Source organism: Mesorhizobium sp. ES1-6 (assembly GCF_020164775.1).
In the GTDB taxonomy this organism is placed as follows: Bacteria; Pseudomonadota; Alphaproteobacteria; order Rhizobiales; family Rhizobiaceae; genus Mesorhizobium.
Genome location: NZ_JAIUGU010000007.1, coordinates 66,804 through 80,262, shown reverse-complemented (window position 1 = coordinate 80,262; position 13,459 = coordinate 66,804). Strand labels below are relative to the sequence as shown.

At 64.1% G+C, this 13,459-nt stretch carries 11 protein-coding genes; all 11 read right to left on the bottom strand.

Going from position 1 to position 13,459, the window contains the following annotated elements:
* Window positions 1–17 precede the first annotated feature (17 nt).
* The 11 genes from LB564_RS18655 to LB564_RS18605 all read right to left on the bottom strand — a co-directional run bounded on the left by LB564_RS18655 (window position 18) and on the right by LB564_RS18605 (window position 13,306).
* On the bottom strand, window positions 18–314 hold the full coding sequence (locus tag LB564_RS18655; RefSeq protein ID WP_140701902.1) for an AzlD family protein: 297 nt from the start codon (window positions 312–314) through the stop codon (window positions 18–20).
* Window positions 311–1,039 carry an AzlC family ABC transporter permease gene (locus LB564_RS18650; protein ID WP_224539922.1) on the bottom strand — a complete coding sequence of 243 codons (729 nt, stop codon included), beginning with the start codon at window positions 1,037–1,039 and terminating at the stop codon, window positions 311–313. Before LB564_RS18650 ends, LB564_RS18655 begins: the two co-directional genes overlap by 4 nt.
* A 109-nt stretch (window positions 1,040–1,148) precedes the next feature.
* Complete coding sequence (locus LB564_RS18645) at window positions 1,149–1,844, bottom strand: TIGR02453 family protein (protein ID WP_318012820.1); 696 nt, start codon at window positions 1,842–1,844, stop codon at window positions 1,149–1,151.
* Complete coding sequence (ligA, locus tag LB564_RS18640) at window positions 1,841–4,045, bottom strand: NAD-dependent DNA ligase LigA (protein WP_224539918.1); 2,205 nt, start codon at window positions 4,043–4,045, stop codon at window positions 1,841–1,843. Before ligA ends, LB564_RS18645 begins: the two co-directional genes overlap by 4 nt.
* A 133-nt stretch (window positions 4,046–4,178) precedes the next feature.
* A complete protein-coding gene (gene recN, locus LB564_RS18635; protein WP_224539916.1) occupies window positions 4,179–5,852 on the bottom strand; it encodes a DNA repair protein RecN in 1,674 nt (557 codons plus the stop codon).
* 184 nt (window positions 5,853–6,036) lie between these two features.
* A complete protein-coding gene (locus tag LB564_RS18630; RefSeq protein WP_140701907.1) occupies window positions 6,037–6,906 on the bottom strand; it encodes an outer membrane protein assembly factor BamD in 870 nt (289 codons plus the stop codon).
* A 262-nt stretch (window positions 6,907–7,168) separates the two neighbouring features.
* Entirely contained in the window at window positions 7,169–8,119 is a 951-nt protein-coding gene (lpxC, locus tag LB564_RS18625) for a UDP-3-O-acyl-N-acetylglucosamine deacetylase (RefSeq protein WP_224539914.1), read from the bottom strand.
* A 278-nt stretch (window positions 8,120–8,397) separates the two neighbouring features.
* Complete coding sequence (ftsZ, locus tag LB564_RS18620; protein ID WP_224539912.1) at window positions 8,398–10,080, bottom strand: cell division protein FtsZ; 1,683 nt, start codon at window positions 10,078–10,080, stop codon at window positions 8,398–8,400.
* A 66-nt stretch (window positions 10,081–10,146) separates the two neighbouring features.
* Window positions 10,147–11,454, bottom strand: coding sequence for a cell division protein FtsA (gene ftsA, locus LB564_RS18615; RefSeq protein ID WP_140701910.1), 1,308 nt, complete (start codon window positions 11,452–11,454; stop codon window positions 10,147–10,149).
* Window positions 11,451–12,392: a cell division protein FtsQ/DivIB gene (locus tag LB564_RS18610; protein WP_224539910.1), complete on the bottom strand. Its 942-nt coding sequence runs from the start codon at window positions 12,390–12,392 to the stop codon at window positions 11,451–11,453. The genes ftsA and LB564_RS18610 overlap by 4 nt, the downstream gene beginning before the upstream one ends.
* The gene (locus tag LB564_RS18605; protein ID WP_224539908.1) at window positions 12,380–13,306 is read right to left on the bottom strand and encodes a D-alanine--D-alanine ligase; all 927 of its coding nucleotides are present in this window, start codon (window positions 13,304–13,306) and stop codon (window positions 12,380–12,382) included. Before LB564_RS18605 ends, LB564_RS18610 begins: the two co-directional genes overlap by 13 nt.
* Window positions 13,307–13,459 lie beyond the last annotated feature (153 nt).

Sequence of the window (13,459 nt, the reverse complement as noted above, 5' to 3'; positions counted from 1 at the left end):
TCGCTCCGCCAGAACGCCTATCCCACGAACTGACGCGCCACGATCAACACCGCAGCACCCGCTAGAAACATCGCCATCAGCCCGCCGCGCAGCGCCACCAGCGCGGAGACGACCAGCGCCGCCCATTCCGCCGGCCCCGCGCCGAGCGCGGCCGGTGCCACCAGCGTCGTCAACACGGCGGCCGGTACGGCGTTGAGCCCGGCTTCGACGCGCGGATGGATGTTTTCGAACCGGGAGATAACCAGATGGCCGCCGACACGCGTGAGATAGGTGGCGATCGCGCCGGCGATGATGATCCAGAAGGTCGTGCTCATGGCCTTGCCTCCACGCCGCTGTGGTGTGGCGGCAGGATGACGGCGAGCAGCACGCCGGCAACCGCGCCGATCGAAACGTGCCAAGGCGAACCGACCGTCTTGTAGGCGATGATCGAGGCGCAGGCACTGGCGACGACCACCGGCAGCCACAGCGGCCGCTTGCGGAAGCCCATCACCAAGCCGAGGAAATAGATCGGCAGCAGGAAATCGATGCCCAGCGCATGGGGGTCGGGAATGAGCTTTCCAAACAGCGCTCCGAGCGCGCTTTCGATGGTCCAGAACACATAGACCGGCAGCCCAAGTCCCAGATACCAGGCAAAGCCGACGGTCTGGCCCGACTGGGCCCTGGCCTCGGCGACGGCGAATTGCGGATCGGTGAGGATGAAGAAACCGAGCGCCTGCTGCACCACGGACCAGTGCGCGATGCGCCGGCCAATACCGGCGGAATAGAGCACGTGGCGGAAATTGACGGCGAAGATCGACAGCACGATCAGCCACGGCGCGACATGCTGGCCGAACAGTTCTATGCCGACCATCTGGCTGGCGCCGCCAAAGATCAGCGCGCTCATCAGGAAGGCTTCGAAAACGGAAAAGCCATTGTCGACGGCAATCGCGCCGAACAGCAGCCCGAACGGTGCCGCCGCCACCACGACCGGCATGGAGAGCCGTACGCCTTGCCAGAAATCGCTTTTCGCGCCGTTCTCCGAAATTGCTTGCGCCGACATGTCTCTCCCCGATCAGAGGGCTGATGTAGGAAGCACCACCCGGCTTGTCACACGAATTCGCTTGAGCCAAACGATCAGCGGAAATGATCGTCGCGGGCTGCGCGGCAGCTCAGTCCTTCGCCGCTTTGCCTTCGATCGCCCTGCCCCAGTCGAGCAGCGGCTTGGCGCGCGTGGTGAAATCGACGAGTTCCTCGACCAGCGCCGGACCGTGAATGTTGGCCGGATCGATGGCGTGGCGGACAACGAAATGCCGGTTGCGGATGGCCGCGACGAGATCGGCGTCCGCAACATGTTCGAAGCCGCGCGGCGTGCGTTTCATGCAGCCATCCGTGTCGAGCACCAGGCCGTTCCTGGCGAGCGCCTTGACCATTCCCCGAAACTTTTCAGGCTTCGTCTCGATGGCCCTACGGATCGCCAGCAGCAGCGCCGGCTCCGGGCTCCACCAGGCAACGCCGGCGAAACAGCGTTCGAGCCCGATATGAACGTAGAACACGCCCTGCTCCATCTTGGTGCCGTCCGGCGACAGGATGGCCGACAGATGCCGGTTGTAGGGCCGCTTGTCCTTGGCAAAGCGCACATCGCGATTGATGCGGAACATGGATTTCTTGCGGTCGCCGCGCAGGCCAAGCCCGGCCGCCGCGAAGCGCTGGGTCAGCGTCTCGACCAGATCGCAGAACGGCTCGTACAATTCGCTGTCGTAAAGCGCCCGGTTTTCCCAAAACCATTCGCGGCTCTGGTGAAAGTCCAGCGCTTTGAAGAACGGCATGGCCTTCGGCCCAAACCCTTTGAAAATTCCATCCGTCACGACTTGCCGACCCGCTGCAGCCAGGTGTCCTCGTCGATGACTTCGACGCCGAGTTCACTGGCAAGCTTGAGCTTGGAACCGGCGCCGGGGCCGGCCACCAGCAGATCGGTCTTCGCCGAAACCGAGCCGGCCACCTTGGCGCCGAGACGCTCGGCCATTGCCTTGGCTTCGGAGCGGGTCATCTTTTCCAGCGACCCGGTAAAGACGATCGTCTTGCCGGCGACCTCGCTGTCGGCCGAGACGGTGACGATATACGGCTTCGGCTTGACCTGCTCCAGCAGCTTGTCCAATACCTCGTCATTGCGCTCATTGCCGAAGAAGTCGCGCAGTGCATCGATCACCGTATCGCCAATGCCGTTGATCGATGGGAAGACGGCATGCGGATCCTGCGCCGCCGCCGTCTCCTTGCCGACCCGGATCAGCTCCTCGATGGTCGAGAATGTCCGGGCCAATAGGGCGGCCGTCGTCTCGCCGATGTGGCGGATGCCGAGCGCGAAAATGAAGCGGTCGAGCTCCGGCGCGCGGCGCGAATCGATGGCCGCGAACAATTTGTCGAGGCCTTCGTAATTGCGGTCCTCGACGCCGCGCACATTCTTGCGTGTCTTGCCGGACGCCGCCTCGCGCTGCCTGGCCTGCTCCTCGCGCCGCTCGGCCAGCGCCTTGGTCACGGCCGGGCGGCGCTCCCTGAGCGTGAAGATGTCGGCGGCTGTCTTGACCAGCCCCGAGTTGAAGAACAGGTCGATGTTCTCGGCGCCCAGGCCTTCAATATCCATGGCGCCGCGCGACACGAAGTGGCGCAATCTTTCGACGGCCTGCGCCGCGCAGATCAGCTCGCCCGTGCAACGGCGCCGCGAATCCTCCTTGCCGGTCTTCTCGTTGATCTCGCGCGTCGCCGGCGAGCCGCAGACCGGGCAAGTGTGCGGGAATTCGTACGGCACGGCATCGGGCGGACGCTTGTCGATGATGACGCTAACGATCTGCGGGATGACATCCCCTGCCCGCTGGATCACCACCGTGTCGCCGATGCGCACGTCGATGCCGTCGCGGATCGGCTGGCCGGTGCTGTCCAGGCCCTTGATATAGTCCTCATTGTGCAGCGTGACGTTTTCGACCACGACGCCGCCGACCGTCACCGGGGCAAGCCGCGCGACCGGCGCCAGCGTGCCGGTGCGGCCGACCTGGATGTCGATCCTCTGCACTGATGTCATCGCCTGTTCGGCGGGGAATTTATGCGCGACCGCCCAGCGCGGCTCACCGGTGACGAAACCCCAGCGGCGCTGGAGTTCCAGCTGGTCGACCTTGTAGACGACGCCATCGATATCATAGCCAAGCGAGGAGCGCTGTTCCTCGATCAGGTGATAATGCGCGATAAGATCCTCGACCGATTTCGCCCGCACCATCAGCGGACTGATCTTGAAGCCCCACTCGGCGAACTTCTGTACCGATTCGAACTGGGTCGGGGCCGGATCTTGCGTGGTGTAGCCCCAGGCATAGGCGAAAAATTTGAGGTTGCGGCTGGCGGTGACGGAGGGATCCTTCTGGCGCAGCGACCCGGCCGCCGTGTTGCGCGGATTGACGTAATCCTGGCCGCCGACAGCCGCCGAGCGCGCCTTGAGCGCCTCGAATTCCGCATAGGTCATATAGACTTCGCCACGGATCTCGATGGTCTCGGGCCAGCCTGATCCTTTGAGCTTCGCGGGAATGTCTGCGATTGTCCTCAAATTGGCGGTGATGTCCTCGCCGACCGCGCCGTCGCCGCGCGTCGCGCCCTGCACGAACACACCCTTTTCGTAACGCAGTGACGCCGACAGCCCGTCGATCTTCGGCTCGGCGGTAAAAGCGATGTCGAGGTCCTTGTCGCGGTCGAAGAAGCGCCGGCCGCGCTCGATGAAGTCGGTGACGTCGGCGTCGGTATAGGCCTTGGCGAGGCTGAGCATGGGGACGGCATGGCGCACCTTGGTGAAGCCTTCCGCCGGTGCGGCACCAACCCTGAGCGAGGGCGAATCCTCACGCACCAGCCCGGGAAAGCGCTCCTCGATGGCAAGGTTGCGCCGCCGCAGCGCGTCATACTCGGCGTCCGTGATCGTGGGCGCGTCCTCGGCATGGTAGCGCCGGTCGTGACCGGCGATCTCCTGGGCAAGGCGCTGGAGCTCGGCTTCAGCCTCGCTTTCGCTGAGCGAATCGACAGGTTTTTCGGCCATGCTTTTGTCCCCGAACGGTAGCGCGCTACAATAGAGCATGATCTTGAAAGGTGGGAACCGGTTTTCGGAAAAGATCATTCCTGAACAGCGGGATGGAGCCATATCCTGACTCGTCCCATGACGCCCGATAGTCTCAAGCCGCGTTTGTATTCTCGCGCAGCAGCCGCTCGGCGGCGGCGCGCGCCTCGTCGGTGATGGTGGCGCCGGCCAGCATGCGGGCGATCTCCTCCTGCCGCGCCGACCTGTCCATCTCGGTAATTCCGGTCGCCACGCGGTCGGTGCCGCCCGATTTGGAGATCAGGAAATGTGTCGCCGCCCGCGCCGCGACTTGCGGCGCGTGGGTGACGGAAAGCACCTGAACGCGCTTCGACAGCCGCGCCAGCCTTTGGCCGATGGCGTCGGCCACCGCCCCGCCCACGCCGGTGTCGATTTCGTCGAAAACCAGCGTCGGCGCCGAACCACGATCGGCAAGCGCCACTTTCAGCGCCAGCAGGAAGCGTGACAGCTCGCCGCCGGAGGCGACCTTCATCATCGGCCCGGGCCGCGTGCCGGGATTGGTGCGCACCCAGAACTCGATCTGGTCGATACCCTCCTCCATGCGGCTGTCGGCCTCGCTCTTCATCTCGACGATGAAGGCCGCGCGTTCGAGCTTCAGCGCCGGCAGTTCGGCCATCACCGCCTTGGTCAGGCCGACCGCCGCGGCATGGCGAAGCGAGGATAGCTGCGCGGCGGCGATATCGTAGGTTTCGCGCGCGGCGGCCGCCTGCTTTTCCAGCCCATGCAGGCGCTCCTCGCCGGCATCGAGATCGGCGAGATCGGCAACCATCGTGTCGCGCAGCTGTGCCAGATCGTCGACGGCGACGCTGTGCTTGCGCGACGCCGCGCGCAGCGAAAACAACCGCTCTTCGGCTTTCTCCAGCCGTTGCGGGTCATACTGGGTGGCGCGAAGCGCGGCCTCGACGCCCGATTGCGCGGCGTCGAGCGACAGCATGGCTTCATCGAGCGACTTGACCACGTCCTCGAGCAGGCCGGGCGCCTCCGTTGCCTTGCGCTGCAGCCGCCTCAGCAGGCTGGCCAGTTGCGGCAAGGGCGAGGACGGGCCCGAAAGCACGTCCTGCGCGTCGTGGATCTCGGAGGCGATCTTCTCGGCGCGCATCATGTGGGCGCGCAGCTCGGCAAGTTCGGTTTCCTCGCCGGGCTGCGGATCGAGCTTGGTCAGTTCGGCCACCGCGGCGCGCAGATAGTCGGCCTCGCGCGCGGCGGCCGCCACCTTGGCGCGATGGCGCGTCAGCTCCTGCTCGCAGGCGCGCCAATGCCGCCATGCCTCCCCCGTCGAACGAACGGCGCCGAGATGGCCGCCGAAAGCATCGAGCACGTCGCGGTGGGCGCCGGGATCGACCAGGGCGCGCTCGTCATGCTGGCCGTGGATCTCGACCAGCGCGCGGCCGACATCGCGCATCAGCGTCACGCTGGACGGCTGGTCGTTGACGAACACACGGGTCCGGCCGTCCGCCGTCTGCACGCGCCGCAGGATCACGTCGCCATCATCCTCGATGGCGTTTTCGGCGAGCAGCGCGCGCACCGGATGGTTGCGCGGCACATCGAACACGGCAATGACCTGGCCCTGGGCGGCGCCATGGCGCACCAGCGAGGCATCGCCGCGCGCGCCGAGCGCCAGCGACAGGGCATCGAGCAGGATGGATTTGCCGGCGCCGGTTTCGCCGGTCAGCACGGAAAGACCCGGCTGGAAGTCGATGTCCAGCTTTTCGATCAGGACGATATCTCGGATCGACAGTCTGGAAAGCATGAGAAACCGGACCTATTGCATGCCGCCCAAGAGTGGACCCGGTTTCGGGATAACGACAGGCACGAAAACAAAAGATTTGAGGCGGCGCCCGACAGTGGAGTCGCAGCGCCGCACTATCTTTTTGTTTGGGCTTCGGATCAATCCGAAAAGCGCGTTGCGCGCGCTTCGCTCGGAGCTTCCGCGGTCAGGCGCCGGTGATCAGCTTCCCGGCCTTGGATATCCACGATCCGGCATTTTCGCGCGGCGCCAGCCCGTTGCTCTGCAGCAGCTTGTAGGAATCCTTGTACCACGAGCTGTCTGGATAGTTGGTACCCAGCACCGCGGCCGCCGTCTGGGCCTCGGAGGTCAAGCCCAACGCATAGTAGCTTTCAGTGAGGCGGGCGAGCGCTTCCTCGACATGGCGCGTGTTGGAGTAATTCTCCACGACGGTGCGGAAGCGCTTGACGGCGGCGATGTATTCGCGACGCTCCAGATAATAGCGGCCGATCTGCATTTCCTTGCCGGCGAGCTGGTCGTTGGCGAAGCGGATCTTTTCCTTGGCGTCGTCGACATATTCCGACGTCGGCCAGCGCGTTACCAGGTCCTGCATCGTCTGCACGGTCTGGCGTGCTTCCTTCTGGTCCTGCGTCACGTCCTTGATCTGGCGATAGTAGCTGAGACCGATGATGTACTGCGCATAGGGTGCGTCATCCGTCGACGGATAGAGAGCCAGGTAGCGCTTTGCCGACTGGATCGCGTCGTCGTAGCTGCCTTTCCGATAGTCGGCGAACGCGCCCATCACCATCGATTTGCGGGCCCATTCCGAATAGGGGTGCTGGCGGTCGACCGCGTCGAACTTCTTGCTCGCCTCATCCAGGCGACCGGCATTCAGATTGGCCAGGCCCTGATTGTAGAGAACGTCGGCCGGTTCGGTCTGGTCGACATAGGTCGACAGGTCGATGTCTTTCTCGGACGACATGCAGGCCGACAGAAAGAGCGATGGAACAACCACCGAAAGCGCCAGGAAAACAGACCGCTGTGGCGCCTTCGATTGACCGACTCGCTTGAAAAACATGATTGGATTGCGCCCTTTCGGCGTTATTTTCGTGCCATTTGCATGCAGTTCTCCCAAAACTGGTCCCCACTTTTGAGCGATATGCACTAATCGACGGCAGCAGCCATAAACCATAACCGCCTTGCCCGGCAACGCTATGTCCAGCCAATCGCGCATTTTTGTGGCAGCCCGTCAGCGGCGGCGCATCCCTGCGATTTCGCTGGCGGATGGTGCATTACTGCAACACTCGCACCACCATCATATCCGAGAAAAATGAAGAAAATCAGATCATCCAGGGCGCGTAGAGCGGCGCGTTGACGGCACTCATTTCCGCCGCGCGGCCACGTTCGCGGCGTGTCGTCTCGACGATCTCGAAGGCCGTGCGGTCCGACAGCAGGCGACGCAGCGCCGCGGCGTTCAGCCTGTGCCCACCGCGATAGGAGCGGAAACAGCCGATGAAGCGCGCGCCGGCCAGCGCCAGGTCGCCCATGGCGTCGAGCGTCTTGTGGCGCACGAATTCGTTGGGATAACGCAGGCCGCCCATATTGATGACGCGGTTGTCGTCACCGATCACCAGGGAGTTTTCCAGCGAGGATCCCAGCGCATAGCCGGCGGCCCACAGCCGCTCGACGTCCTTCATGAAGCCGAAGGTGCGGGCTCGTGCGATGTCGCGGCGGAAAATTTCGGCATTGATGTCGGAGGCGAAGAGCTGACGGCCGATCGCCGGGCTTTCGAAGTCGATCTCGACCTCGAAGCGGGTGCCGTCATAGGGCCTGAATTCGGCCCAGGAGGCGCCATTCTCGATGCGAACCGGCTTGACCACCCTGATATAGCGCCGCTTGACGGCCAACACCTCGATGCCGGCCTGGTCGATGGCTTCCACGAACGCCATGGCGCTGCCGTCGAGGATGGGAACCTCGTGACCGTCGATCTCGATGACGACATTGTCGATGCCGAGCCCGAACAGGGCGGCCATGATGTGCTCGACCGTGGCGATGTGCTCGCCCGAGGGATCGCCAAGCATGGTGCAAAGGTCGGTGGCGCCGATCTCGGAAAACAGGGCGCGGAACTCACGGCCCTGCCCGTCACCATTGAGAAGCTGGAACACGATGCCGGTATCGGCATCCGCGGGCAGGAAACTGATGGAAACTTCTTTGCCGCTGTGAACGCCGGTGCCTGTAAGCGACGCGCGCGTCTTCACTGTCGTCTGGTGGTCGTGCAAGACAATCCCCATGAGCCCGTAATGCCTAGGTCCGCTTCTCCAGCCCGAGGGCGCGGCTCTTGTTAAATCGGCTGGCAGGGCCACTTCCCCCGAATCCCGGCAAACCGACTATGGTAGGCAGCAAAGATAATGTCCCGGCAGGGAGACTCCAAATCACGGTTTCTTACTCTTTGTAACCGCGAACTGGAACATGTACGGCATCATAACCGATTGATTACGCAGCGTTTTAAACGTTAACAGGCAAGCAATTTCTTGCCTCCTGTTAACAGTTGTTACAGTCCGTTAACCGCTCAATTGGCCTGGCGGCGCAGGAACGCCGGAATCTCCAGCTGATCGTCATCCTGAGTCGCCCTGGTCTGCGGCGTCAGACGGCCCTGGTCGTCGAGCTGGCCACGGCGCGGCGCATAGAGCTGGGCGTCCTGGCTGGCGAGGCGGCGCACTTCCGGTGCGGCCTGGCGCAGCTTGGGCTCGCGCGGCTGCGCCGGCTGCAGCCGTGCAGGCTCTTCTTCGCGGCGGGTCAGGCCATTGGTCAGGCGCTTCAGGAGGCCCATCGGGCCGCTGTTCTCATGGTCGGCCGGACGGCTCTTGGCATCCACCTCGGCCTTCACGACCGGCGGAAAGTCCTCGACGCGCGGCATGCGCTGCGGCGCCATCGCCACCGGCTGCTGGACCTCGCGCAGCATCTCGCGCGGCTGCGGGGCCGGCTGCATGATCTGCTGGACAGGCTGAGGCATCGGTTGCGGCTGTGCGGGCGGCGCCTGGAAGATCTTGCTCTGCGGGCGGAAATCGTCCGCATGGGCGACCGGTGCCGGACGCGCCTGCGCCATGGCGGCGGCGTTCGCTTCGGCCAACTGGATGGCTTCAGCAACCGGATCGACGGCGCGCGGCTCATAGACGGTCTGCTGGACCGGCGCCGGGCGGCTCTCCACCGCGGCAACGGTCGGACGGGCGGCCGGCTTCGGCGGCGCGGTGCGGATCGAGATCGGCGCCGCGGCGATTTCAGCCGCCGACTTGTCGATGCCGGTCGCGACCACCGAGACGCGGATGACGCCCTCGAGTTCCTCGTCGAACGTGGCGCCGAGGATGATGTTGGCGTCCTGGTCGACTTCCTCGCGGATGCGGGTCGCCGCTTCGTCGACCTCGAACAGGGTCAGGTCGCGGCCGCCGGTGATCGAGATCAGCAGGCCCTTGGCGCCCTTCATCGAGGTCTCGTCGAGCAGCGGATTGGCGATGGCGGCTTCCGCCGCGGCCATTGCACGGCCCTCGCCCGAAGCCTCGCCGGTGCCCATCATCGCCTTGCCCATCTCGCGCATCACCGAACGCACGTCGGCGAAGTCGAGATTGATCAGGCCTTCCTTGACCATCAGGTCGGTGATGCAGGCAACGCCGGAGTAAAGCACCTGGTCGGCCATCGCGAAGGCGTCGGCGAAGGTGGTCTTGTCATTGGCCAGCCGGAACAGGTTCTGGTTGGGGATGACGATCAGCGTGTCGACGCACTTCTGCAGCTCCTCGATGCCGAAGTCGGCCGTCTTCATGCGGCGCTGGCCTTCGAAGTGGAACGGCTTGGTGACGACGCCGACGGTCAGGATACCCTTCTCGCGGGCTGCGCGGGCAACCACGGGAGCAGCACCCGTGCCGGTGCCGCCGCCCATGCCGGCGGTGACGAAGCACATATGGGTGTTGGTGAGATGGTCGAGGATCTCATCGATGCACTCTTCCGCCGCCGCGCGGCCGACTTCCGGCTGCGAGCCGGCACCGAGCCCCTCGGTGACATGCGCGCCAAGCTGGATCAGCCGCGAGGCCTTCGACATGGTCAGCGCCTGCGCGTCGGTGTTGGCCACGACGAACTCGACACCGCGCAGTCCGGCGGTGATCATGTTGTTCACGGCATTGCCGCCGCCGCCGCCGACACCGAACACGGTGATGCGCGGCTTGAGCTCGGTGATGTCCGGCTTCTGCAGATTGATGGTCATTGTCTCCGTCCTTTGCCTTTCACGCCGCTTCGCCGCCGCGGCCGCCTATGGGGCTGTCCCCGTCAATTAGAAACTGTCTCTCAACCACTGACTCATGCGATGCAGTTTTCCACCCGTTCCAGTCATCCTGAGACCGGAAATGCCTTTCGCCGGATGGCTCTCGAAGCTCGCCATCTGCGGATAGATCAGAAGCCCGACCGCGGCCGAGAAGGCCGGTCCCTTCGCCGCTTCCGGCAGGCCCGCCACGCCGAGCGGGCGGCCGATGCGCACATTGCGCCCCAGGATGCGTCGTGCCGCCTCGGGCAAGCCGGCCAACTGGCTGGCGCCGCCGGTGAGCACGACGCGCTTGCCGACCGCATTGCCGTAGCCGGACTTGTTCAACCTGTCGCGCAGGAGTTCGAGCGTCTCGTCGATACGGGCGCGCACGATGCGTGTCATCACCGAACGCGGAATCTGCAGCGGCACGTCGCCATCGTCACCGATCGGCAGGATCGAGACCAGGTCGCGGTCGTCGGCGCTGCCCGGCAGTGCCGAGCCATGCATTACCTTCAGCCGCTCGGCGGCATCGAGCGAGGTCGAGAGCCCCTTGGCCATGTCGAGCGTCACATGGTTGCCGCCGATGGCGATGGCGTCGCCATGAACGAACTTGCCTTCCGAAAACACCGAGATCGTGGTCGTGCCGCCGCCCATGTCGATGCAGGCGGCACCCAATTCCAGTTCGTCGTCGACCAGGGCCGCCAGTCCGCTGGCATAGGGCGTCGCCACCATGCGCTCGACCGACAAATGCGAGCGGTTGATGGAAAGCTCCAGATTGCGCATCGGCGCGGCATCGCCGGTCAGCACATGCATGTCCACGCCAAGCGCATCGCCCACCATGCCGCGCGGGTCGCGCACGCCGCGTTCGGCATCCAGCGAGAAGCCGACGGGCAGCGAATGAACCACCTCGCGCTCGGCCTTGAGCGCCTGCTTGGCACCGGCGCCGAGCACGCGCTTGATGTCGGCCTCGTCGGCCTCGTGGCCGCCAAGATTGATCGTCGCGGAAAAGCTTTCACTCTTCAGCCGGCCGGCGGTCATGTTGACGATGAGCGAATCGACCGTCAGCCCGGCCATGCGTTCGGCGGCGTCGACGGAGAGGCGAATGGCATGTTCGGCGCGGTCGAGATCGACGATCACGCCCGATTTCACGCCTTGCGATTTCTGATGGCCGATGCCGATCACCTGGATCCGGTGCGAGCGGCCGCGCAAAAGCTTGCCGTCATCGTTCGGCTTCAGCTTGGCCACCATGCAGCAGACCTTGTTCGAGCCGACATCTAGCACCGTCAGGGTGCCGGACCGGCGCGACGAGGCATCGCCAGAACCGCCAAGCCAGCTCATATCTTCGTCTCCGGCTTGCGCTTGAGGGTTTTCGGCTTCTCGTTGAGCGCGGCCTCGCGCTGGGTTGCCGCTTCGGGCGTCAGTTCCACGACCAGCCGGTCCGAAAGACGCATGTCGACAGCGGCGATGTCGCGCGACAACAACCCCTTGTCGTGATCCATCTTGACGAGTTCGGCGAGCGCCTGATCCTCGTCATCCTCGGGCAACTTGATGGTGATGCCGTTGTCGAGCTTCAGATCCCAGCGCCGCTCGCCGACACGGATATAGCCTTTGATGCGACTTGCGAGGTCGGGATATTGCTCGATCTTGGCCATGAAATCGGGCGCCTTGGCTGGCGCGCCGGTGCCGATCAACAGCGGCAGCAGCACCTGCTTGCCGCCCGAGAACGGCGCGATGATGGCGCCATCCTTCTCGATGACAGAGAGATCGCTGCCTTGCTGCCAGAGCGCAAAGGCCTCGCGCTCCTCGACGCGCACTTCCAGCGTGTGCGGATAGACCTTGCGCACCGCGGCGACCTCGATCCACGGCAAGGTCGCGATGCGCTCGCGCGCGGCCTCGGCATCGAAGCCGATCAGCGACGTCCAGCCATCCAGTTCGAGCCGGTCGAGAATGTCGATCTCCGACGTCTGACGGTTGCCGACCACCTTGACCTGGTCGACGGCAAAGCCGGTGCGGGCGGTGATGCTTTGAATGATGCCGTCGGCATGGCCGCCAATATAGGAGCCATAGGCTACGCTCGAAGCCAGCAGCACCGCCGACATGATCGCGGCGGAGAATCGTGGCGCCTGGAATTCGCCGTCACCCAGACGCGTCAGGATGCGCGCCGGGCGGCGAAGCACGCGCGGCAGAACGAAATGGTCCAGCGACAATGGCAGGCCGAACAGCGACGGCCCGGCCGCGCCCCTCACCTTGCCCTGTCCCCATTTCAACGCAGACACGAAGCGTCCTCCACCATCCAACTCAACAGTTCACCAAACGAATGCCCGGCATGGGCGGCAATTTCAGGCACCAGAGACGTCGGCGTCATGCCCGGCTGAGTGTTGACCTCGAGCCATACAACCTCGCCATTTTCGGAGTGACGATCGTCATAACGGAAGTCCGACCGGGAAACGCCCCGACAGCCGACAGCTTGGTGAGCCTTGAGCGCCAGTGTCTGTATTTTTTGGTAAATATTCGGTGAAACTTTTGCGGGGCATTCGTGTTTTGATCCGCCCGCGACATATTTTGAATCGTAATCGTAGAAGGAATGGCCCGTCGGGATGATCTCGCAGACGCCCAGCGCCACGTCGCCCATGACGGCGCAGGTCAGCTCGCGTCCATGGATGTAGCGCTCGACCATGACCGCATCGCCATATTTCCACTCGGACGACCCGATGACCTGCGGCGGATGCGACTGCCCTTCCGATACGATGACGACGCCAAAACTCGACCCCTCGCTGACCGGCTTGACCACATAGGGCGGCTTCATCGGATGCTTGTTCTGGATGGAGAAGCGATTGGCGACCTTCGATTCGGCAACGGGAACGCCGACCGATTTGACGATCTTCTTCGCCTGCTCCTTGTTCATGGCAAGAGCCGAGGCGAGCACGCCCGAATGAGTATAGGGAATGCCGAGATATTCGAGGATGCCCTGGATGGTGCCGTCCTCGCCGAAAGGTCCGTGCAGCGCATTGAAGGCGACGTCGGGCCGAAGCTCGGCAAGCACCGAGCCGACATCGCGCCCGACATCGACGCGGGTGACCTGGTAGCCTTCCTGTTCGAGCGCATCGGCACAGGCCTTTCCGGAAGACAGGGACACGGGCCGCTCGGACGAGAAACCTCCCAGCAATACGGCCACATGCTTGTTCTTCATTCCCCGTCATCCCCTCTCATGGCGGACCAAAAAAACCCAAGATTTCCGCAACATTGAGTCCGAGTCTCCCGGCAGGTTACCCCCCAGACGGAAAACGCGGGTAACGCGTCGAACGACTCAAATCAGGAAACGCTTTGGAGCAGAGAATCAGAG